Consider the following 21,804-nt stretch of genomic DNA (forward strand, 5'->3'; position numbering starts at 1 on the left):
CGTCGGAAACGCAGAGCACATGATCCACAGAAGGAAGGGCCGGTTTCGCGTGCTGATCGCACGGGCGCGCAGATGGCAGGTGCCGCGCGATGGCGTCATTGTCGCGGGGTGCGGCGTGGTGCTGGCAATGCTCGCGCTGTGCGGCTACACGCTGTATCAGAGCCGCGAGGATGCGATTGAACATGCACTAGATTCGACGCGCGATGTCGCGACGATCATCCAGCGCGACATCGCGCGCAATTTCGAGTTGTACTCGCTGTCGCTGCAGGCCGTCGCCGACGGCCTCGGGCGTCCGGGCGTGCTCGATTCGCCGCGGTTGTGGCGCGAGATCCTGTTCGATCGCGCGGCGACCGGGCAATACGTCGGCGCGATGGTGGTGCTCGACGGACTAGGCAATGTCGTGATCGATTCGGAAAACGACGTGCCGCGCAAGGGAAACCTCTCCGACCGCCAGTACTTCAGGATTCATCGCGAAGATCCGAATTTCGGGCTCTATGTCAGCGCGCCGTATAACTCGAGACTCAGACCGGGTTCGCGCAGCATAGCGCTGAGCCGGCGACTGTCGCGGCCGGATGGATCGTTTGCGGGAATCGTCGCGCTCGGTATCGATCAGGAGTATTTCGCGAGCCTGTTCGCGGACCTGCGGATCGGGCAGCACGGCTCGGTGTCGATCATCAGAACGGACGGCACGATCATCGTGCGACGGCCCGACGATCGAAACCTGACGGGCAGCGATATCAGCAAGACGGAGTTCTTCCAGCGCCTGCTCGCGAAAGACGAGCGCAGTTTTATCGCGTCTTCGCCGCTCGATGGCGTCGAGCGCCTCTACTCGTTCAGACGGATTCCACAATTGCCGCTGATCGTACTGGTCGACAATTCGACTGCCGATATCTACGCCGGCTGGTGGAAGCGCGCGCTGACGATCGGTTCGCTGATGCTGATCCTGGGGGGCGGCGTGATCGTGTTGGCGGCGTGGCTCGGCGCCGAGTTGCGGCGTCGACAGCGGGTGGAGCACGAACTCGAACGGCTTGCCGGCACGGACGGCCTCACCGGCCTGCCCAATCGCCGCGCGCTGTGCGAAACGCTCGACCGCGAATGGCTGCGCGCGCGCCGTACGGGCAGCGTGTTGTCGCTGCTGTTCGTCGATATCGATCACTTCAAAGCCTACAACGATACGTATGGTCACCAGGCAGGCGATGTCGCGCTGACCGCGGTCGCGCGCTGCATCCGTAGGGTGATCCAGCGGCCGGGCGATTGCGTCGGCCGATACGGCGGCGAGGAGTTCGTCGTGGTGCTGCCGGATACCGACGTGACCGGCGCCGGAGTGGTTGCCGAGAAAATCCGCGCGGCGATCGGCGAGTTGGACATCGCGCACGTGGGCTGCGAGTTCGGTCGGGTGACCGTCAGCATCGGCGCGACCACGTCGCGGCCGGATCGGGTGATGGATGTCGGCGCCGTCGTTCGGGCTGCCGATGAGGCGTTGTATTCGGCAAAGGCCGGTGGCCGGAATATGGTCGCGCAGATGGGGGTTGGATGACCGGGTGCTCGTGATTGAGCGCCCAGAACGCAAAAAGCCCGGTCGCAGTGACCGGGCTTTTTGCTTGAATCTGGTGGTGGGGCGTGAGTGACTCGAACACTCGACCTACGGATTAAGAGTCCGCTGCTCTACCAACTGAGCTAACGCCCCAACAGAAACGAGATTATGCAGCATCTTTTCGAGATTGCCAAGCCCTATTCGCAGCTTTATTAAAAAGATCGGCATCGCCCGAACTTGAGCGTTCCCTCGACAAAGCCGCCATTCAGAAAACATCGTCGCGTCCAACGCGGCCGGTATCATGTCGCGGACACTTCGCCGCACGCAGCATCGCGGCATTCGACCGGGGATGCCCATGGATAGCACAGAGATTACCCAGTTGCTCGACCGAGTTCTCGCGCCATGGGTCCGAGCGCTGACTCTGACGCCGATCAAGGTCGACGAGGAAAGCGCCACGCTGCGTTTGCCGTTCTCTGGCGAGTGGCGTCACTCGGGCGGCATGATCAGCGGCCAGGTGTTCATGGCGGCCGCGGATACGGCGATGGTCGTCGCCATCACCGCCGCCCTCGGCGGCTTCAAGCCGATGAGTACAGTGTCGCTGAACATCAGCTTCATGCGTGCGGTCCGCAAGGGCGATGTGCTGATCAAGGCGCGCGTGCTTCGCATGGGCCGCAATCTCGTGTTCGGCGAAGTCGAACTGTTCGACGAAGGCGGCAACATGGCCGTTCATGCCACCACGACTTACGCGTTGCTGGAGTAAATGCCGCCCGGACCGGAGTCGGCCGGCAACACAATCCGCCCGTAGCAAAAGCAAAAGAAAGCAAGGAAAAGCAGCATGTTCGATCAGGTCGTTTTCGCCGGCGGCGGCAACCGCTGCTGGTGGCAGGCGGGTTTCTGGGACGTCGTGCAGCCGCGGCTCGACATCCGTCCGCGCGTGATCACCGGCATTTCGGCCGGCGCCGCAACTGCGTGCATGATTTACACGCGCGGTGATTCCGACTGGGTCATGCGCTATTACGAGGACGCGCTGCGCCATAACACGCGCAACGCCTACTGGGGCAACCTGCTGCGCGGCGAGTCGGTGTTCCCGCATTACCGGATCTACCGGCAGGCGCTGCTAGACATCTACGGCGACAAGTTTTCCAGGCTCGCGCAGGCGCCGGAAATCCGCATCGGCGTGTCGCATCTGCCGCGCTGGCTTGGCGCTCGCAGCGCGGTCGCGGCGGGGCTGGTCGCATACAACATCGAAAAATACGTGCGTAAGACGCTGCATCCGACGCTCGGTCGGACGCTCGGCTTTCATCCTGAATTCGTGCGCGCGCAGGATTGCGCGAGCGTCGACGAGTTGGCGGACCTCATCCTGCAGTCGTCGAGCACACCGCCATTCACGCCGGTTCTGCGGCGCAACGGCCGGCCGGTGCTGGACGGCGGCATGGTCGATAACGTACCGGTCGGCGCGCTAGATGCCGATACTCCCGGCAACGTGCTCGTGATGGTCACGCGTCTTTATCCGCGGCCGCAGATGTTCGTCGTGCCGCACGGCGTGCAGCAACGGCTTTACGTGCAGCCGTCGCGCAAGGTGCCGATTTCGAGTTGGGATTACACGAGTCCATCGCAAATGGTGCACGCCTATAACCTTGGCCGTGCCGATGGCGAGGTCTTTCTTGAACGCATCCCTGCGTTGATGGAGGCGGGAGCGCACGAAGCGCGGTGAGCGATGCGGCCGGGCGGGGTGGGGACACTCCCGACCCGCCGGCCGCATCACCCACGAATCACCGCCGACGCCCGCCCTGCAACGCCTCCGGATTCGCGACACTGGCGGTATCGCCGGCGTCGAACGCGAGAATGTTTTTGAACGCTGCCGAAAAATACAGCTCGTAGCTCTCGCGCTCCACGTAGCCGATGTGCGGCGTGCAGATCACGTTTTCCATGCGCAGCAGGCTGTAGCCCTGCAGAATCGGCTCGCTTTCGTAGACGTCGATCGCGACCATCCCCGGACGATTGTGCGACAGCGCGTTCACCAGCGCATTCTCTTCGAGCAGCTCGGCGCGGCTCGTGTTCACGAGCAGCGCGGTCGGCTTCATGCGCATCAGATCGTCCTGCTTGACGATGCCACGCGTGTCGTCGTGCAGACGCAGGTGCAGCGACAGCACATCGCTGGTCTCGAATAGTTCCTCACGGCTCGCCGCGACGCCGTAGCCGTCGGCGCTGGCGGCTTCGCGCGAATGCTCGCGGCCCCAGATCAAAACGTTCATACCGAACGCCTTGCCGTAGCCAGCGAGCAGCCGGCCGATCTTGCCGTAGCCCCAGATCCCCAGCGTCTGGCCGCGCAGCACTTGCCCCAAACCGAAGTTCGGGGGCAGCGCCGACGTCTTCAGCCCCGACTGCTGCCAGGCACCCTGCTTAAGGTTTGCCACGTATTGCGGAATACGACGTTGGGCGGCCATGATGAGTGCCCACGTCAGTTCGGCCGGCGCGACCGGCGAACCGGTGCCCTCGAGCACGGCAATGCCGCGCTCGGTACAGGCCGCCAGATCGATGTGGCTCGCCACTTTGCCGGTCTGACTGATCATGCGCAAACGCGGCAGCTTATCGAGCAGTTGCGACGTGATCCGGGTACGTTCGCGGATCAGGACGAGGGCGTCGACTTCCGCAAGACGGCTCGCAAGTTGTCCGAGACCGCGCACGGTATTGTTGAATACTTTGACTTCCTGGTCGGCCAGCAATTGAAAGCAGTCGAGCTTGCGAACGGCGTCCTGGTAATCGTCGAGGATGGCAATCTTCATGGTATGTGATTTGCGGCGCACCTCTGTGGTGCGAACCGAATGTTATGCTGACTGTCCCAGCATGTGACTTAGGTCACACGTTGGTCTGGCTAGATGCCCTACCGTAGAAGCTGCCGCACGAAAAAGAACGGCAGCGCTACGTGAAGGCGAATTGAGAACGTTTTTAGCAGTTTGTTGCGTGTTGAGGCAAGCCGCTTTACACAAGGTTGCAGAAGCCTTGCAGAAAGCGGGCCTCCGCCTGGCAAACTGTGTGGCCCAGGACGATCTGCGCAATCATGCGCTGACAGTCGCAAATTGACACGTCGGCGTGATGAATTCAATGCCTCTCGCATGCAGCGTCCCAGGGCTTGTACCGTTTTTCTTTGCTTCAATCGGAGACAAGTCGATGAATCTTCCCTCGTTCGAAGGGCCGCCCGCTATCGAGGCGCCCACATGGGTCAAACACCGCAAGCTGATCGACTGGGTCCAGCGCATCGCAGCGCTAACCAAGCCCGAAAAAGTGGTCTGGTGCGACGGCTCGCAGGAAGAATATGACCGCCTGTGCGCGCAGATGGTCGAAGCCGGAACCCTGAAGAAGCTCAACCCCGCCAAGCGTCCCAATTCCTATCTTGCCTGGTCCGATCCGTCCGACGTCGCGCGCGTCGAAGATCGCACCTTCATCTGTTCGCAGCGCGCCGAGGACGCCGGCCCCACCAACAACTGGATCGCTCCGGCCGAAATGCGCTCGACGCTCGACGGCCTGTTCGACGGCGCGATGCGCGGCCGCACGATGTACGTGGTGCCGTTCTCGATGGGCCCGCTCGGCTCGCCGATCGCGCACATCGGCGTCGAGTTGAGCGACAGCCCGTACGTGGTGACCAATATGCGCATCATGACGCGCATGGGCCGCAAGGTGTACGACGTGCTCGGCGAGGACGGCCCGTTCGTGCCGTGCGTGCATTCGGTCGGCGCACCGCTCGCGGCTGGCGAGCAGGACGTGTCGTGGCCTTGCAACAAGACCAAGTACATCGTGCATTTCCCCGAATCGCGCGAAATCTGGAGCTTTGGCTCGGGCTATGGCGGCAACGCGCTGCTCGGCAAGAAGTGCTTCGCGCTTCGCATCGCATCGACGATGGGGCGCGACGAGGGCTGGCTTGCCGAACACATGTTGATTCTCGGCGTCACGTCGCCGGAAGGGCGCAAGCATCACGTGGCGGCGGCGTTCCCGTCGGCGTGCGGCAAGACCAACTTTGCGATGCTGATCCCGCCGGCCGGCCTGAACGGCTGGAAGATCTCGACGATCGGCGACGATATCGCGTGGATCAAGCCGGGCAAGGACGGCCGGCTGTACGCGATCAATCCGGAAGCCGGCTACTTCGGCGTGGCGCCGGGCACCAGCGAAAAGACCAACTTCAACGCGCTTGCCACGTTGAAGGAAAACGTGATCTTCACGAACGTCGCGCTGACCGATGACGGCGACGTCTGGTGGGAAGGTATGACCGACGAGCCGCCGGCACACCTGATCGACTGGCAGGGCAAGGACTGGACGCCGGCCGATGCAAAGGAAACCGGCCGCAAGGCGGCCCATCCGAACGCACGCTTCACGGCGCCGGCTTCGCAGTGCCCGTCGATCGATGCGGACTGGGAAAACCCGGCCGGTGTCGCAATCGACGCGTTCATCTTCGGCGGCCGCCGCTCGACCACCGTGCCGCTCGTCACCGAAGCGCGCAACTGGGTCGAGGGCGTCTACATGGCGGCGACAATGGGCTCCGAAACCACTGCCGCGGCGGCTGGCCAGCAAGGCGTGGTGCGCCGGGATCCGTTCGCGATGCTGCCGTTCTGCGGCTACAACATGAGCGACTATTTCAGCCATTGGCTGAAAACCGGCGAGCGTCTGCAGCAACTTAGCGCAAAGCTGCCAAAGATCTTCTGCGTGAACTGGTTCCGTAAGGGTCCGGACGGCAAGTTCGTGTGGCCCGGCTTCGGCGAGAACATGCGCGTGCTGAGCTGGATGGTCGGCCGCATCGAAGGCACCGCGCAGGGCGAAGAGCATGCGTTCGGCATTTCGCCGCACTATGAGGACATCGACTGGAGCGGCCTGAACTTCACTCGCGAGCAGTTCGACCAGGTAATTTCCGTCGACGCCGCCGCATGGCGCGACGAGTTGGTGTTGCACACGAAGCTGTTTGACACACTGCAACACGGTCTGCCACCGGCGCTAACCGAAGCGAAGCGCGGGCTCGAGGAAAAGCTCACAGCTTGACCATGTGAGCGCACACTCACGATGAAAGGCCGCCCTTGGGCGGCTTTTCCTTTTGACGGCGGGTCTCTTTCCATCTTTTCGATTTCCGCAACGCCAGAGCGACCGTTGCGTCTGTTCGAACAAAAAAGACAGTGCAAGCTGCAGCGCAGCAGATTGTTTTCGATTTGGGAATAATCGCTGGTCGGGCCCCGGTTTTATCGACACAGTCGTACCAAAATTGACAATATTTCCTGTTTTGGGGGCAACTTCTGCACGATATTGCGAGTCGTAGGAGAATTCCAAGTTCGCTTCACTGGTTTTCACCAATTGTCAGGAAGCAGTAACAAGGCAGGGAGTTGTCCTATGGATCATTTGCAGTCGATGCGAGTTTTCGTCAAGGTGGCGGATCTCGGCAGTTTTGCCCGCGCCGCGAGCGCGATGGATATTTCCAACGCGGTTGCCACCCGTCACGTTGCCGACCTCGAAGGCCGTCTTGGTACGCGGCTGCTCAATCGCACGACCCGCAGCTTGTCGCTGACCGAATCCGGTCAGGTCTATCTCGAGCGCGCCCGTCAGATTCTCGACGAACTGGAAGACGTCGAACAGATGGTGGTCGCTCGCAATCACGAACCCGTCGGCACGCTGCGCATCGTCGCGCCCGTCGTGTTCGGGCTGCACAACCTCGCGCCCGTGCTGCAAACGTACGCGGAGCGCTATCCCAAAGTCATTCCCGACGTCACGCTGGTCGATCGTCAGGTCGATCTCGTCGAGGAAGGCTTCGACGTCGGCGTCGTGATCGCGCGGCAAATGCGCAGCGCGAGCATCGTCACTCGGCGTTTGACCACGGGCTGTATGACCGTCTGTGCGACGCCGGCTTATCTGGAAAAGCATGGCATGCCGACGCGTCCCGAGCATCTGCTCGAACACCCGTGCCTGAGCTTGCCGTCGGAATACTGGGGCGATGAACGCGTGTTCACGGGGCCGGAAGGTGAAGTGCGCGTGCGGCCGTCGAACGTGATCGTTGCGAATAACACTGAAATGCTGCGGCAGTTTGCGCTGCTGGGCATGGGCATCGCGATTTTGCCGAGCTATCTGATTGGTCGCGACATGACGCGTGGCCGGCTCGTGCGTCTGCTCGGCGATTACCGTTTGCCGCAGGTCGAGATCAACATTGCATACCCGAGCCGCCGTCACCTGCCGGCCAAGGTGCGCACGTTCATCGACCATCTGGTCGAGCACTTCAGCCAGACGCCGAACAGCGTGCTCGGCGAACAGTGGATCAAGGACGGTCTGGAGCGCCCGGCGACGTCGACCGCGTTCGAGACTGCCGAGTCCCGCGCGCCGGAAGCCTTCGATGGCGCGGAGCCGCTGTCGCGGCTGCTCGATAGCGAGCTGTCGCCTGCGGTGCCGAAGCCGATCACAAAGTCGTCTAACCGCAGCCGCCCGACGGCGTTGTCGCCGCTGTAAACCGCTGAATGTCTAAGTCCGCAGCGATGCGGGCGGCCCATAAAAAGGCGCAGTCACCTGAAGTGACTGCGCCTTTTTCTATGGGCAGATGCGGATGCGGAGCAAACCGCGGGCTATGCAAGGATCGCCGACCGCGGCGGCGGAATGTAGCTATTCCCCGCTACCCTCGCGAGCCGCCGAACCGAATCTCGCCTTATTAGCCGATCTTTCGCGCCGCGGTTTTCTTCGCCGGTGCCTTCTTGGCCGCCGTGGTTTTGGCAGCCGACGCCTTCTTCGCCGCCACCTTCTTTTCCGCCGGCTCGGCCTTCACGGCCACCGCGGTATCGCCTTCGTCCGCTTCCGGCATCGCCTTCGCCGCCGAACGAGCCCCCGAAGTCTTCGCCGCCGCGGTCTTCGCCGCCGCCGGTTCCTTCTTCTCGAATTCGAAGCCGATCTTGCCGTCGTTCTGCTTGACGAGGAACGCCTTGAAGTTTCGGCCGGTACGCGACGACTTGAAGTTCGTCAGCAGATCGGTGCGCCCCTCCTCGAGCAGCTTGGCCATCTGCTCGCGGGCGATTTCCTGCTGCAGGATCACCTTGCCGGAACGGAAGTCGCACGACTTCGGACTCGCCACCGAGTTTTCGCAGACGTAGCTCATGCCGTGCTCGAACACGCGGCCCTGACACTTCGGACACGCGCCGACCGGCTGCTGATCGGAGAAGTCGGGCGGTTCGCCGTCTTCGCCGGCCGCGTCCTGACCGAAGTCGAACTCGAGCTTGTAATTCTTGATCTCGTCGTCGAGCGACAGTTTCAGGATCGCCGAGAACGGCCGACCCATCTTGCTGCGGAAGCCAGACAGCGGTCCGATGGTCTTGTTCTGCAGCAGTTCTTCGACTTCGGCGATTTCGAACTGACGGCCGCCCGGAATCTTCGAGATCGAGAACTCGCACTTCGAGCACGCGAAACGCCGGTAATTTTCTTTCACCTGGCCACCGCAATTCGGGCAAGGTGTCTGCAACGTCGCGTAATCGCCCGGGATCGTGTCGGAATCGTATTCCTTCGCGCGTTTGACGATGGTTTGCGTCATGCGCGCGATTTCCTGCATGAACGCGTCGCGCGGCAGGTTGCCCCGCTCCATCTGCGACAGCTTGTATTCCCATTCGCCGGTCAGCTCCGGCGCCGTCAGTTCCTTCACGCCGAGGCCGCGCAGCAGCGTCATCAGCTGGAAGGCCTTGGCGGCCGGAATCAGATCGCGGCCTTCGCGGATCAGGTACTTTTCGGTCAGCAGACCCTCGATGATTGCCGCGCGCGTCGCTGGCGTGCCGAGACCCTTGGCCGCCATCGCTTCGCGCAATTCGTCGTCTTCGACCAGCTTGCCCGCGCCTTCCATCGCCGACAGCAGCGTCGCTTCGTTGTAGCGCGCCGGCGGCTTCGTGACCAGTTGCTGCGCGGCGATCTTGTCGGTCTTGACCTTTTCGTCCTTCTGCACCGGCACGAGGTTCGCATCGTCGCCGCTGGTTTCGCGGCCGTAGATCTGCAGCCAGCCGGGCTCGACCAGCACCTTGCCTTCAGTCTTGAAGTGATGGCCGACCACCTCGGTGATGCGCGTCGTCACACGGTATTCGGCGGCCGGGAAGAACACCGAGAGGAAGCGCTTCACGACGAGGTCGTAGAGCTTCTGTTCCGGCTCGGACAGATTCTTCGGGGCCTGCAGCGTCGGGATGATGGCGAAGTGGTCGCTGATCTTCGAGTTGTCGAAGATGCGCTTGTTCGGCTTAACCCAGCCCTTGTCGAGCACCTGTTTCGCGAACGGCAGGTAGTTGTTGCTCTCCTTGAGCATGCCGAGCGTCTGCTTGACCGTGTCCAGATAGTCTTCCGGCAGCGCGCGCGCGTCGGTTCGCGGATAGGTCAGCACCTTGTGCTTTTCGTACAGCGCCTGAGCGAGGCCCAGCGTATTCTTCGCCGAAAAGCCGAAGCGGCCGTTGGCTTCACGCTGCAGGCTGGTCAGGTCGAAGAGGGCGGGCGACAGCTGGGTCGACGGTTTCGACTCCTCGGTCACCACGCCCATCTGGCCACGGCAGGCCGCGACGATCGTCTCTGCCGCGGGCAGCGACCAGAGCCGCGAATCGCGCTTTTCCGGGTCGAACTCGTCGCGCTTGAATTTCGGATCGAACCAGCGGCCTTCGTAGAAGCCGGCCGCGCAGACGAACTCCGCCTTCACTTCCCAGTAATCGCGCGGCACGAAGCGGCGAATCTTCTCTTCGCGTTCGACGACGATCGACAGCGTCGGCGTCTGCACACGCCCGACCGTGGTCAGGAAAAAGCCGCCGCCCTTGCTATTGAACGCGGTCATCGCGCGCGTGCCGTTGATGCCGACGAGCCAGTCCGCCTCCGAGCGGCAGCGCGCCGCATCGGCGAGCGGCTGCATCTCTTCGTCGCTGCGCAGACGCGCGAAACCTTCGCGGATCGAGCCGGCCGTCATCGACTGCAACCACAGCCGTTGCACCGGCTGCTTGGCTTTCGCGTGCTGCGCGATCAGGCGGAAAATCAGCTCGCCCTCGCGCCCCGCGTCGCATGCGTTGATCAGGCGGTCGATATCCTTACGCTTCATCAGCTTGGTCAGCACCTTCAGGCGCGACTCGCTCTTCGCGATCGGATTCAGATCGAAATGCGGAGGAATGACGGGTAGATTGGCAAAGCTCCACTTGCCGCGCTTGACTTCGTATTCGTCGGGCGCGGCGATTTCCAGCAGGTGGCCCACTGCCGACGAAAGGACGTAGTCGTCGCTTTCGTAGTACTCGTCATGCTTGGTAAAGCCGCCCAAAGCGCGCGCGATATCGTTCGCGACAGAAGGCTTTTCGGCGATGATCAGTGCTTTGGACATGACTCGATGTGAGGTTGGTAGATCCGGGTTGGTGGCCTTGAGCGCGAACATGGCGCGCGACGCTCGCTTGAGACCTCTTTCGACCCAATAACGACCGCTTTATAGCACAAGGCGCGAACCCAACGGGTCAAGTGCCATAAAAGCGCGCCATCATAATTGCGCGTCCGGCGGTTGATCAACTGCGGCAAACGCCGCGTGCGAACAGCGATGCCAGCGGCGATGCCGTTCCAGAAATGGCCTGCGACGGTCCGTGCCGCAAGCCGCGCTTCGCGAAGCTTTCCGTTTGGCCGGGCGGCGCGCGAAGCCGCCTTCAGGCGACCGCCAGCGCCGGCCGCAGCTTCGGCGCGCCCGTCACGCCGGGCAGTGCGGTCAGATCCGACAGCATCCGCTCGACGATCGACACCTGTGGCAAAACCGTACCGAAAAACCGTGTCGTCACCGAGTCTTCGATCAGGACGGTCGGGAAATTCTCGACGTCCAGATCGTCGAACCGATCCGCATGAGTTTCGATGTCGATCCATGCGAAACAGACTTCCGGGTGCCGCTCGGCCAGCTGGTTGAAGGCGTCCCGGTACTCGCGACACGTTCCGCACCACTCCGCGCACAGGCATGCAACGAACAGTGTGTCGGGTTCGTTGACGCGCTCGGCGATCCGGTCCTGGTCGGTGTCGAGGTTCAGCGCGGGCATGAAGTAATTTCCTTGTGTGCTTTGTCGGGTGCTTTGGCGCGAATGTAGCATGGCCGGTCGCGAAAAGTTGCCGATCTGCGTTGATGCCGGTCAGTCTCGGCTCAGTCATGATGGGCTCGCATGAAGCGGCCGCCCGGCAGCAGCGTGACCTTGCCAGCGAGTTCGAGCCGCAGCAGGGCGGCGTGCAGGGCCGCGTCCTCCATCTCGGTGCGGGCGGCGAGAATTTCAAGCGTGGTCGGTGAATGGCCGAGCGCGGCGAGCAGACGTTGGGCGTCGGGCGCAAGCGCTGGCTGTGGGGCCGAGCCGGACGACGGTGCATCGGCGAAGGCGGCGGTTGCCGCTTGCAAAGCGGTCCCACCCGACAAACCGTGCAAACCGGCCTGGTCCAGCGGACCGACCTGCTTCGCCGCGCGCCCCGTGTTGCTCGCCGGTCGCCGGACAAAACCCAGTTCTTCCAGCACCTCGTCCGGCGTTTCCACGAGCCGCGCCCCCTGCTTGATCATCCGATGACAGCCGCGCGACAACGGCGCGTAAATCGATCCAGGCAACGCGAACACGTCGCGCCCCATTTCGTTGGCGAGTCGCGCGGTAATCAGCGAACCGGAGCGCATAGCCGCCTCGACGATTACGACTCCGCTGACCAGCCCAGCAATCAGCCGGTTGCGCTGTGGAAAGTTGGCGGCGCGCGCCGGCGTGCCGAGCGGCCACTCCGACAGAATCGCGCCCTGCACCGCGATCTGCCGCGCGAGTGCCTGATGCGCGGCCGGATAGATGAGGTCCGCGCCAGTGCCGACCACCGCGACCGTTCCGCCGACACCTTCCAGCCCGCCCCGATGCGCGGCGCCGTCGATGCCGAGCGCGAGCCCCGAGACGACCGTCACGCCCGCCGCCGACAGCTCGCGTGCGAACCGCCGCGCATCCTCGATGCCCTGCGGCGTCGCGCTGCGGCTTCCCACCAGCGCGACCGCGCGTGTATGCAGCAGATCGAGCCGGCCCTTTATATATAGAAGCGGCGGCGGATCGGGCATCGTCAGCAACGCGGGCGGATAGGCGGGATCGTCGAGCGTGACGATCTGGTTACCCGGCTGCTCGCGCCATGCGAGCACCGCATCGAGCTGGCCGTCGAACGCTGGCCCCGGGGGCGCCAGCACGGCGCGCGCCGCGGCATCACCGGCGACCTCGGCGAGCGCTTCCGGCGACTGCGCAAACAGCGCCTGCGGCAGCCCGAATGCGGCTAGCAACAGGCGCAACGCCGCGGGTTTGAGGCCCGGCGCAAGCGACAACCGCAGCCAGGCGGCCAGCTCGATACGGGTTGCGGGCAAAGTGTGCATGCGGGTCGCTCCTCTGGCGGGGCCTGCGGGCAGGCGGGCGCCATGCTAAAATTTTCATGATCCGAAATAAAACCGTGCAAATAGAACGGCAATGAGCCGCGAATAACTGCGGCGCCGCGCGTGAGAGCGCGGGTTCGTCGTCGGGCGCACGAGGCGCGTTGAATCGAACCGGTTCGACACCATCTATCCTCTGCGTATTACGACGGGCTCACAACCTGGCCAAATGGCCAACGCGAGCCTCCAATGGTTAGCGGCGTCTGAAATCACACTCGAAATCATGGCTTTACTGAACATCCTCAATTACCCCGACAAACGGCTGCACAAGGTGGCGAAGCCAGTCGAGGAGGTCAACGACCGTATCCGCCGTCTCGTCACGGATATGGCCGAAACGATGTACGCGGCGCCCGGCGTCGGCCTCGCCGCCACCCAGGTGGATGTGCACGAACGCGTGATCGTGATCGACGTGTCGGAAACACACGACGAACTGCTCGCGTTCATCAACCCGGAAATCGTCTGGTCGAGCGATGAAAGGAAGTTGTCGGAAGAGGGCTGCCTGTCGGTGCCCGGGATCTACGACAACGTCGAGCGTGCCGAGAAAGTGCGCGTGCGTGCGCTCAACCAGAAGGGCGAAACGTTCGAGCTCGATTGCGAGGGGCTCCTCGCCGTGTGCATCCAGCACGAGATGGATCATCTGATGGGCCGCGTGTTCGTCGAATATCTGTCGCCGCTGAAGCAAACGCGCATCAAGAGCAAGATGAAGAAGCTCGCCCACGCGATGTAACGCGCTTTCAACTTGCCCGCCGCCCATTCATGACTCATTCGTTGCGCGTCATCTTTGCCGGTACGCCGGAATTTGCCGCGGCCGCGCTGGCCGCGATTCATCGCGCCGGGTTTGCCGTGCCGCTCGTCTTGACGCAGCCGGACCGGCCGGCGGGACGCGGCATGAAGCTGCAGGCGAGTCCGGTCAAGCGCTACGCACAGGAGCATGGGCTCGCGGTCGCGCAGCCCACGTCGCTGCGACGCGCGGGCAAGTATCCCGAGGAAGCCGCCGCCGGCATCGAGCAACTGCGCGCGACGCCGCACGACGTGATGGTGGTCGCCGCCTACGGGCTGATCCTGCCGCAGGAAGTGCTCGACATTCCGCGCTTTGGCTGCATCAATATTCACGCGTCGCTGCTGCCGCGCTGGCGCGGCGCAGCGCCGATTCATCGCGCAATCGAGGCGGGCGACGCGCAAACCGGCATCACGCTGATGCAGATGGACGCCGGCCTCGACACCGGCGCGATGATTTCCGAAGTGCGCACGCCGATCTCTGCCGACGACACCACCGCCACGCTGCACGACCGCCTCGCCGAGGAAGGTGCACAACTGATCGTCGACGCGCTGATAGAGCTCGAGCGCAGCGGCAAGCTGGCCTCGACCCCGCAACCGGCCGACGGCGTGACTTACGCCGAGAAAATCGCCAAGCACGAAGCGGCGCTCGACTGGCGCCGCCCGGCCGAGGCGCTTGCGCGTCAGGTACGCGCGTTCGACCCGTTTCCCGGCGGCGCCGGCACGCTCGACGACGGCAACACCGTCAAGATTTGGGCCGCCACCGCCGTGGCCTCCCCGGCGTCGGGCAGCAGCAAGACGCCAGGCACCATCATCGAGGTTTCTCCCGACGGCGTGCTGGTCGCTTGTGGCGAAGGCGCACTGCGTCTGACGCAATTGCAAAAGCCCGGCGGCAAGCGCCTGCCGGTGCGCGAATTCCTTGCTGGTTCGCCGCTCGTCGCAGGCCAGCGCTTTCAGCTGCCCGAGGCGCAATAAGCGCGGCGCCACACGCCAGAGCATCGTCGATTCCGCCGGCGTTCCCGGCGCCCGCCGCTAGCGCGTCGCGCGTTAGAATCCTCCATGCAGCAGACCGGGTTTTCGAGGGTTCATCACATGTTCGGCATCGTCCATTTCGAGTTTTTCATCGTCGCGGTTTTTCTCCTGAACATCACGCCGGGGCCGGACACCGCTTATATCGTCGGGCGCAGCGTCGCCCAGGGCCGCGGCGCGGGGCTAATGTCGGCGCTCGGCATTTCGGCGGGGTGCTGCATACACTCGCTGGCCTGCGCGTTCGGGCTGACCGCGCTGCTGGCCGCGTCGGCCACGGCGTTTACCATCGTCAAATTCGTCGGCGCGATTTATCTGATTTATCTGGGTGTGCGCCTGATCTTCACCAAGCCGGCCGCGGATGCGCCAGCCGGCGACGCGCGTGCACCGTCCACGCCGAAGTCGCTGCGGCAGTTGTTCCTGCAAGGCTTCTGGACCAATGTGCTGAACCCGAAGGTCGTGCTGTTTTTCGTGTCGTTCTTCCCTCAATTCGTCGCGACGGGCAGCGAACACAAGACCTTTGCGTTTCTGACGCTCGGCGCGGTCTTCGTGCTGATGAGCATGGTATGGAACAGCTTCGTCGCGTGGATCGCGGGCAGCGTCACGCAGCGTTTCTCGGGCAAGCCGACGGTCAAGCGTTGGCTCGATCGCGGCGTCGGCAGTGCGTTCGTCGGCCTCGGCATCAAACTCGCGACCGCCTCGCGATGATTGAATTTTCGCGCATCGCCCATATCTAACATTTCACTTACAATCTGGCGCCGCAATCGCGCGGCACGGAGATGAAGGCCACGCTCGGGCAAGGAGTTGCAGACATGTTCAATTGGGTGAAAACCGCGATGTTGATGGCCGCGATTACGGCCCTTTTCATCGTGATCGGGGGGATGATCGGCGGGTCGCGCGGCATGATGCTCGCGCTCGTGATCGCCCTTGGAATGAATTTCTTTTCGTACTGGTTCTCCGACAAGATGGTCCTGCGCATGTACAACGCGCAGGAAGTCGACGAAAACAGTGCGCCGCAGTTCTATCGGATGGTGCGCGATCTCGCCACGCGCGCGAACCTGCCGATGCCGCGCGTGTACCTGATCAACGAAGACGCGCCGAACGCATTCGCCACCGGCCGCAATCCGGAGCACGCGGCGGTCGCGGCGACCACCGGCATTCTGCGCGTGCTGTCCGAGCGCGAAATGCGCGGCGTGATGGCGCACGAACTTTCGCACGTGAAGCACCGCGACATTCTGATCTCGACGATTTCGGCGACGATGGCCGGCGCGATTTCCGCGTTGGCGAACTTCGCGATGTTCTTCGGCGGCCGCGACGAAAACGGCCGTCCTGCGAACCCGATCGCGAGCATCGCGGTTGCGCTGCTCGCGCCGATCGCGGGCGCGTTGATCCAGATGGCGATTTCGCGTGCGCGCGAATTCGAAGCCGACCGTGGCGGCGCGCAGATTTCGGGCGACCCGCAGGCACTGGCGTCGGCGCTCGACAAGATCCATCGCTATGCAAGCGGCATTCCGTTCCCGACGGCCGAGGCCCATCCGGCCACCGCGCAGATGATGATCATGAATCCGCTGTCGGGCGGCGGTATCGCGAACCTGTTTTCGACGCACCCTGCGACCGAAGAACGCATCGCGCGTCTGATGGAAATGGCGCGCACCGGGCGTTTCGACTGAGAGCGCGCGTCGTCCGGCGTGTCGACCTTGAAGTACTGAAGAGCGGGCCCGCGAGGCCCGCTTTTTTTCGCACCCCTCGTCGCCACTGCGCGACAGCATTTGCCGCCGCCGCCCCCGCACGGCGGCGCCCCACCGGCGCCACGCTACAATGTGCGCTGATTGCGCCGCGCGCACCGTGCGGCTTGCCCTTGCTCCCTTCATGACTTCAAAGCCTTCTTCGCGTTCTGCTTCCTCGTCGGCGCGCTCGCGCGAATCCCGTTTGTCGGCGCTGCATCTGTCGCCCGAATCGCTCGGGTTCGCGCTCGACTGCGCCGCCCAGGCCGTCGGCGCCGTGCGTCTCGGCGCGGCCTTGCCCGCGGCGCTGCAAAGCGTCTTCGCGGCAATGCCCGAGGGCAACGCCGCAGCGGCGCGCGGCGCGGTGCAGGACCTCGCCTATCGCACGATGCGCCGTCTCGCGAGCGCCGAGTGGCTGATCGCGAAGCTCGTGAAGAAAGCACCGCCGCCGCACGTCGCGCATGTGCTCGCGTGCGCGCTCGCGCTGCTCGTCGACGACGAAACGAGCGCCGCCTACACGCCGTTTACGGTCGTCGACCAGGCGGTCAGCGCGATCGGCGCACGCCGCGAGTTCGCGTTCGCAAAGGGGCTCGTCAACGCGGTGCTGCGTAACTTCTTGCGCGAGCGCGACACGTTGCTCGCCGCCGTGCAAGCCGACGAAGTCGCGCACTGGAACTATCCGGCCTGGTGGATCGACGCGGTGAAGCGCACGTGGCCCGAGGCGTGGCAATCGGTGCTGGCCGCCGGCAATACGCAAGGTCCGCTGACGTTGCGCGTGAACGCGCGCCATTCGACGGTCGACGCCTATCTGCAAGAGCTGCAACGCCAGCAGATCGCCGCACGCAAGGCTGGCGAGCACGCGGTTACGCTCGCAACGCCGATGCCGGTCGAGCGCATTCCCGGCTTCAACGAAGGTGTCGTGTCCGTACAGGACGCAGGCGCGCAACTCGCCGCGCAATTGCTCGGCGTGCGCGACGGCATGCGCGTGCTCGACGCATGCGCGGCCCCTGGCGGCAAGACCGGCCATCTGCTCGAACTCGCCAACATTCAACTCGTTGCGCTCGAAAGCGATGCGTCGCGCGCGCGCCGCATCGGCGAAAACCTGCGGCGTCTGAAGCTCGAAGCGGAAGTGCGCATCGGCGACGCTGGCAACCCCGCGCAATGGCACGACGACCTTGACCAACCGTTCGACCGCATCCTCGCCGACGTGCCGTGCTCTGCGTCTGGCATCGTGCGGCGTCATCCGGACATCCGCTGGCTGCGTCGCCAGTCGGATATCGCCGCGCTCGTCGCCGAACAGCGCCGCATTCTCGACGCGCTGTGGCCGCTCGTGAAACCCGGCGGCGAATTGCTTTACGTTACCTGTTCGATCTTCCCCGAAGAGGGCGAGTTGCAAGCTCAGTGGTTTGGAAACCAGCATCAGGATGCGGTACGATTGGACGCGCCGGGGCAGCTTTTACCCTCAGTTGCCCGCGCGCCCGCCGACCCATCGGCCGGTTCTCATGCTGGACGACCCGCTGAATTCAGCACCGGCACGAACTCAGACCACGACGGATTTTTCTACGCGCGCTTTCAGAAACGGTGACCATAAAACGCTTCTTCCCGCTTCGGCTCGCTGCCGTGCTCTGGATCGCGCTGGCCGTCTGGCTTGCAGCGCCGGGCGCGGCGCATGCTGACTCGATCGCGGTGCAGCGGGCGTCGCTGCAGGCCGACAACGGCGGCTGGAGTCTCGATGCGCATTTCGAATTCGAGCTGAACAGCAATCTCGAAGACGCGGTCAACAAAGGCATCCCGCTTTATTTCACGACCGATTTTGAATTAAGCCGGCCACGCTGGTACTGGTTCGACGAGCAGCCGGTCAGCGTGTCGCAAAGCTTGCGGCTGTCGTTCCAGCCGCTCACGCGCGAATATCGCGTGTCGAGCGTGCAGTCGGGCGGTTTGCAACTCGGCTTTTCCACACTGAAGGATGCGCTCGCGGTGATCAAGCACGTGACGTCGTGGCATGTGATCGACCGCAATCAGGTGCGTGTCGGCGAAACCTATAACGCGTCGGTGCGCATGCAACTCGATATCGGGCTGATGCCCAAGCCGTTCCAGATCGACGCGGTGAACAACCGCGACTGGAACCTCGCCTCCGATTGGAAGCGCTTCACTTTCACGGCGGCCGATCGTGCTAAATAAAGTGCGCTCATCTTCGACCAGTGTCAGCAGCATCGTCGTGCGCGTGCTGGTGTCGACGGTCGCGGTCACGGCCGTGCTGCTGCTCGTATTGCTGGCCGCCGCGAGTGCGAACACCGAATTCTTCGACCGCTATTACCAGTGGCTCTACGCGGCCAACGTCGCAGTCGCGATGATCTTTCTGCTGGTGGTGGCGACGCTGGTCGTCATCATCGTGGTGCGATTACGCACCGGCAAGTTCGGCACACGGCTGCTCGCGAAGCTCGCGTTCTTCATGGCGCTGGTCGGCGTGGTGCCGGGCGGCATCATCTACATCGTGTCGTATCAGTTCGTGTCGCGCAGCATCGAGTCGTGGTTCGACGTGAACGTCGAAACGGCGCTCGCGTCCGGCCTCAATCTCGGGCGCGGCATGCTCGACGCGTCGCTGTCCGATCTGCAGACGAAGGCGCGTCTGATGTCCGAGCAGATCGCGAGCGCGGATGCGGCCGGCACCACGCTGACGCTCTTGCGTCTGCGCGACCAGTTCGGCGTGCAGGATGCGACGATCGTCGAGCCGACCCGCAGTATGTCAGGCGCGACGCCGGACATGCACGTGGTCGCGCAGGCGTCCAGCAACTACGCGATGCTGCTGCCGAACGATCTGCCGACACCGCTGATGATCGAGCAGGCGCGCGGCCACGGCTATGCGGCGATCGAAGGCGAGGTGGACGGCGACGCGCATGCGCAGGGAGGCAAGGGCGCGCTGCGTCTGCGCGTGGTTCAGCGTATTCCCGATGCGAACGCATCGCTCTTGCAGCCCGCCGAACGCTTCCTGCAACTGACGCAGCCAGTTTCGACGACACTCGCGCGCAATGCGGACGCGGTGCAGCGCGCGTATCGCGAGTATCAGGAGAAGGCGCTCGGCCGCACGGGCCTGCGCAAGATGTACATCGGCACGTTGACGCTGTCGCTGTTTCTCGCGACCTTCATCGCGATGATGCTCGCGCTCGCGCTCGGCAATCAGCTCGCGCGGCCGCTGTTTCTGCTCGCGCAGGGCACGAAGGAAATCACCGAGGGCGACTACACGCCGAAGCGCGAGATCAAGTCGCGCGACGAACTCGGCTTCCTCACTCAGTCGTTCAACGCGATGACGCGGCAGTTGGCGGAAGCGCGCGGGGCGGTCGAGAAAAATCGGATCGCGCTCGAGCATTCGAAGGCGTATCTGGAGAGCATCCTCGCGAACCTGACCGCGGGCGTGTTCGTGTTCGACCGGCAGTTCCGGCTGACCACCGCGAATCGCGGCGCCGAGCGGATTTTCCGTCAGCCGTTCCAGACGGTGCTCGGTTCTTCGCTCGATCAGATCGGCGTGCTCGGCGAATTCGGCGCGATGGTGCGCAAGGCATTCGCCGATCGCGAAGCGGCCAGCGAAGACGGCCATGAGGACAACGGCCACTGGCAGCAGCAGTTCTCGGTGCCGGTGCCCGGCGAAACCGAGCCGCTCACGTTGCTCGTGCGCGGCGCGCGCCTCGTCGCGGCGAACGAGCGCGATGCCGAAGACATCCAGACCTCGGGCTACGTGGTCGTGTTCGACGACATCTCCGACGTGATCTCCGCACAGCGGTCGATTGCATGGGGCGAAGTCGCGCGGCGCCTCGCGCACGAGATCAAGAATCCGCTCACGCCGATTCAGCTGTCGGCCGAGCGTTTGCAGATGAAGCTCGCCGACAAGCTCGCGCCGTCGGATGCGGACGTGCTGAAGCGCGGTGCGACGACGATCGTCAATCAGGTCGCCGCGATGAAGCAGATGGTCGACGATTTCCGCGACTACGCGCGCACACCGCCCGCGGTGCTCGCGCATCTGCAATTGAATGATCTGGTCAGCGAGGTGCTCACGCTGTACGGTATCGAGGAAGGCAAGGGCGCGATCCAGGTCGAGCTCGCGGCCTTGCCCGCGATACGCGGCGACGCGACTCAGTTGCGTCAGGTGATCCACAACCTGCTGCAGAACGCGCAGGACGCGGTCGCCGAAGTCACGCATCCGCGTGTTTTGCTCGAGACGAGGACAGTAGAATACGGAGACCCCGACGCGCAAGGCAAGGCACGCGTCGCGGTACGTCTGACCGTGTCGGATAACGGACCAGGCTTTCCCGCGCGTATCCTCACGCGCGCGTTCGAGCCGTACGTGACGACCAAGGCCAAAGGTACGGGCCTAGGACTTGCGATGGTCAAGAAGATCGTCGACGAACATGGCGCGCGCATCGACATTCGCAATCGCATGAAGGCTGGCGACGTGATCGAAGGCGCGCAGATTTCGATTCTCTTCCTCCAACTGGCGGACGACCCCGCGCAGCCGGGTGCATCTGGTTCGGGTGCGCATCCGGCGCACGGCGGCGCGTCGCAGGGAACGACAAAAGCAACAGTGCAGACAAGGGCAGCGTAAATGGCAACCATCCTGGTGGTAGATGATGAAATGGGCATCCGGGAACTGCTCTCGGAGATCCTCAGCGACGAGGGACACGTCGTGGAGGCCGCTGAAAACGCGCAGGAGGCGCGCGAGTTCCGGCTGCGTCAGGCGCCGGACCTCGTGCTGCTCGACATCTGGATGCCGGACACCGACGGCGTGACGCTGCTCAAAGAATGGGCCGCGCAAGGTCAATTGACGATGCCCGTCATCATGATGTCCGGTCACGCGACGATCGACACTGCGGTCGAGGCCACCAAGATCGGCGCGCTGAACTTCCTCGAAAAGCCGATCGCGTTGCAGAAGCTGTTGAAGGCGGTCGAGCAGGGACTCGCGCGCGGCAACTCGACGGCCGTGCCTGGCGGTGTGGCCGCGAAGCCGGCGTTGCCGGTCAGCGCATCGTCGGTCGCGTCGGCGGCCGCGTTGCCGATGCTGTCGGCCGATGGCGTCGGCGGCGGTGCGATCGCCGCGCAAACCGCATCGATCTCGTTCGACATTCCGCTGCGCGATGCGCGCGACGCGTTCGAGCGCGCGTACTTCGAATATCACCTCGCGCGCGAGAACGGCAGCATGACGCGCGTCGCGGAGAAGACGGGTCTCGAGCGCACGCATCTTTATCGCAAGCTGAAGCAACTCGGCGTCGATCTCGGCAAGAACAAGGGCGAGTGAGTGCCACGTATTGCACGCGAACGCGGCCCGGCAATATTTTTTATGA

The 21,804-nt window shown here is 63.7% G+C and carries 17 protein-coding genes and 1 tRNA gene; 13 read left to right on the plus strand and 5 right to left on the minus strand.

Features of this window, described 5'->3' with window-relative positions; translation table 11 throughout:
* Positions 1-19: 19 nt before the first annotated feature.
* Complete coding sequence (locus GCT19_RS08925; RefSeq protein WP_084598420.1) at positions 20-1,537, plus strand: sensor domain-containing diguanylate cyclase; 1,518 nt, start codon at positions 20-22, stop codon at positions 1,535-1,537.
* Positions 1,538-1,611: 74 nt separating this feature from the next.
* On the opposite strand, the gene GCT19_RS08930 is transcribed toward GCT19_RS08925, so the two are convergent.
* Positions 1,612-1,687, minus strand: a tRNA-Lys gene (locus GCT19_RS08930).
* 202 nt (positions 1,688-1,889) lie between these two features.
* Between GCT19_RS08930 and GCT19_RS08935 the strand changes: the two genes are divergently transcribed.
* Both GCT19_RS08935 and GCT19_RS08940 read left to right on the plus strand, forming a co-directional pair.
* Positions 1,890-2,294 (plus strand): PaaI family thioesterase, encoded by a 405-nt coding sequence (locus tag GCT19_RS08935; protein WP_018436958.1) that lies wholly within the window; start codon positions 1,890-1,892, stop codon positions 2,292-2,294.
* Between the two features lie 75 nt (positions 2,295-2,369).
* Entirely contained in the window at positions 2,370-3,248 is an 879-nt protein-coding gene (locus tag GCT19_RS08940; protein WP_018436957.1) for a patatin-like phospholipase family protein, read from the plus strand.
* 58 nt (positions 3,249-3,306) lie between these two features.
* On the opposite strand, the gene GCT19_RS08945 is transcribed toward GCT19_RS08940, so the two are convergent.
* Positions 3,307-4,320, minus strand: a complete 1,014-nt coding sequence (locus GCT19_RS08945; protein ID WP_013088040.1) for a D-2-hydroxyacid dehydrogenase family protein — start codon at positions 4,318-4,320, stop codon at positions 3,307-3,309.
* Between the two features lie 385 nt (positions 4,321-4,705).
* On the opposite strand from GCT19_RS08945, the gene GCT19_RS08950 reads away from it, so the two are divergent.
* Together GCT19_RS08950 and GCT19_RS08955 are read left to right on the plus strand one after the other, a co-directional pair.
* Positions 4,706-6,562: a phosphoenolpyruvate carboxykinase (GTP) gene (locus GCT19_RS08950; protein WP_152851675.1), complete on the plus strand. Its 1,857-nt coding sequence runs from the start codon at positions 4,706-4,708 to the stop codon at positions 6,560-6,562.
* Positions 6,563-6,904: 342 nt separating this feature from the next.
* A complete protein-coding gene (locus GCT19_RS08955; RefSeq protein ID WP_152851676.1) occupies positions 6,905-8,008 on the plus strand; it encodes a LysR family transcriptional regulator in 1,104 nt (367 codons plus the stop codon).
* A 196-nt stretch (positions 8,009-8,204) separates the two neighbouring features.
* Here GCT19_RS08955 and GCT19_RS08960 read toward each other — a convergent pair whose 3' ends face one another.
* The 3 genes from GCT19_RS08960 to dprA all read right to left on the minus strand — a co-directional run bounded on the left by GCT19_RS08960 (position 8,205) and on the right by dprA (position 12,890).
* Positions 8,205-10,871 (minus strand): DNA topoisomerase III, encoded by a 2,667-nt coding sequence (locus GCT19_RS08960; protein WP_018436954.1) that lies wholly within the window; start codon positions 10,869-10,871, stop codon positions 8,205-8,207.
* Positions 10,872-11,181: 310 nt separating this feature from the next.
* Positions 11,182-11,559 carry a thioredoxin family protein gene (locus GCT19_RS08965; RefSeq protein ID WP_013088044.1) on the minus strand — a complete coding sequence of 126 codons (378 nt, stop codon included), beginning with the start codon at positions 11,557-11,559 and terminating at the stop codon, positions 11,182-11,184.
* Positions 11,560-11,660: 101 nt separating this feature from the next.
* Entirely contained in the window at positions 11,661-12,890 is a 1,230-nt protein-coding gene (gene dprA / locus GCT19_RS08970) for a DNA-processing protein DprA (protein WP_152851677.1), read from the minus strand.
* A gap of 277 nt (positions 12,891-13,167) precedes the next feature.
* Here dprA and def point away from each other — a divergent pair, with 277 nt between their 5' ends.
* From def to esaR, 8 genes are all read left to right on the plus strand, one after another.
* Positions 13,168-13,671, plus strand: a complete 504-nt coding sequence (gene def, locus GCT19_RS08975) for a peptide deformylase (RefSeq protein ID WP_152851678.1) — start codon at positions 13,168-13,170, stop codon at positions 13,669-13,671.
* A gap of 29 nt (positions 13,672-13,700) precedes the next feature.
* Positions 13,701-14,696 (plus strand): methionyl-tRNA formyltransferase, encoded by a 996-nt coding sequence (gene fmt, locus GCT19_RS08980; RefSeq protein WP_018436951.1) that lies wholly within the window; start codon positions 13,701-13,703, stop codon positions 14,694-14,696.
* 117 nt (positions 14,697-14,813) lie between these two features.
* Entirely contained in the window at positions 14,814-15,455 is a 642-nt protein-coding gene (locus tag GCT19_RS08985; protein ID WP_152851679.1) for a LysE family translocator, read from the plus strand.
* A gap of 104 nt (positions 15,456-15,559) precedes the next feature.
* A complete protein-coding gene (htpX, locus tag GCT19_RS08990; protein WP_013088049.1) occupies positions 15,560-16,417 on the plus strand; it encodes a zinc metalloprotease HtpX in 858 nt (285 codons plus the stop codon).
* A gap of 199 nt (positions 16,418-16,616) precedes the next feature.
* A complete protein-coding gene (gene rsmB / locus GCT19_RS08995) occupies positions 16,617-18,056 on the plus strand; it encodes a 16S rRNA (cytosine(967)-C(5))-methyltransferase RsmB (protein WP_152851680.1) in 1,440 nt (479 codons plus the stop codon).
* Positions 18,053-18,652: a DUF4390 domain-containing protein gene (locus GCT19_RS09000; RefSeq protein WP_013088051.1), complete on the plus strand. Its 600-nt coding sequence runs from the start codon at positions 18,053-18,055 to the stop codon at positions 18,650-18,652. The genes rsmB and GCT19_RS09000 overlap by 4 nt, the downstream gene beginning before the upstream one ends.
* Complete coding sequence (locus GCT19_RS09005) at positions 18,642-21,068, plus strand: sensor histidine kinase (RefSeq protein WP_026228979.1); 2,427 nt, start codon at positions 18,642-18,644, stop codon at positions 21,066-21,068. Before GCT19_RS09000 ends, GCT19_RS09005 begins: the two co-directional genes overlap by 11 nt.
* Positions 21,069-21,758: a response regulator transcription factor EsaR gene (esaR, locus tag GCT19_RS09010; RefSeq protein ID WP_018436946.1), complete on the plus strand. Its 690-nt coding sequence runs from the start codon at positions 21,069-21,071 to the stop codon at positions 21,756-21,758. It abuts the gene before it with no gap.
* Positions 21,759-21,804 lie beyond the last annotated feature (46 nt).

Origin of the sequence: Paraburkholderia atlantica (assembly GCF_009362785.1) — a bacterium.
Lineage (GTDB): Bacteria > Pseudomonadota > Gammaproteobacteria > Burkholderiales > Burkholderiaceae > Paraburkholderia > Paraburkholderia atlantica.

What these genes read in the sequence shown, in the direction of transcription:
- rsmB (WP_152851680.1), top strand. Translation starts at nt 16,617, where the DNA reads ATGACTTCAAAGCCTTCTTCGCGTTCTGCTTCCTCGTCGGCGCGCTCG.
- GCT19_RS08945 (WP_013088040.1), bottom strand. Translation starts at nt 4,320, where the DNA reads ATGAAGATTGCCATCCTCGACGATTACCAGGACGCCGTTCGCAAGCTC.
- htpX (WP_013088049.1), top strand. Translation starts at nt 15,560, where the DNA reads ATGTTCAATTGGGTGAAAACCGCGATGTTGATGGCCGCGATTACGGCC.
- GCT19_RS08935 (WP_018436958.1), top strand. Translation starts at nt 1,890, where the DNA reads ATGGATAGCACAGAGATTACCCAGTTGCTCGACCGAGTTCTCGCGCCA.
- esaR (WP_018436946.1), top strand. Translation starts at nt 21,069, where the DNA reads ATGGCAACCATCCTGGTGGTAGATGATGAAATGGGCATCCGGGAACTG.
- fmt (WP_018436951.1), top strand. Translation starts at nt 13,701, where the DNA reads ATGACTCATTCGTTGCGCGTCATCTTTGCCGGTACGCCGGAATTTGCC.
- GCT19_RS08955 (WP_152851676.1), top strand. Translation starts at nt 6,905, where the DNA reads ATGGATCATTTGCAGTCGATGCGAGTTTTCGTCAAGGTGGCGGATCTC.
- GCT19_RS08925 (WP_084598420.1), top strand. Translation starts at nt 20, where the DNA reads ATGATCCACAGAAGGAAGGGCCGGTTTCGCGTGCTGATCGCACGGGCG.
- dprA (WP_152851677.1), bottom strand. Translation starts at nt 12,890, where the DNA reads ATGCACACTTTGCCCGCAACCCGTATCGAGCTGGCCGCCTGGCTGCGG.
- GCT19_RS08985 (WP_152851679.1), top strand. Translation starts at nt 14,814, where the DNA reads ATGTTCGGCATCGTCCATTTCGAGTTTTTCATCGTCGCGGTTTTTCTC.
- GCT19_RS08960 (WP_018436954.1), bottom strand. Translation starts at nt 10,871, where the DNA reads ATGTCCAAAGCACTGATCATCGCCGAAAAGCCTTCTGTCGCGAACGAT.
- def (WP_152851678.1), top strand. Translation starts at nt 13,168, where the DNA reads ATGGCTTTACTGAACATCCTCAATTACCCCGACAAACGGCTGCACAAG.
- GCT19_RS08940 (WP_018436957.1), top strand. Translation starts at nt 2,370, where the DNA reads ATGTTCGATCAGGTCGTTTTCGCCGGCGGCGGCAACCGCTGCTGGTGG.
- GCT19_RS08950 (WP_152851675.1), top strand. Translation starts at nt 4,706, where the DNA reads ATGAATCTTCCCTCGTTCGAAGGGCCGCCCGCTATCGAGGCGCCCACA.
- GCT19_RS08965 (WP_013088044.1), bottom strand. Translation starts at nt 11,559, where the DNA reads ATGCCCGCGCTGAACCTCGACACCGACCAGGACCGGATCGCCGAGCGC.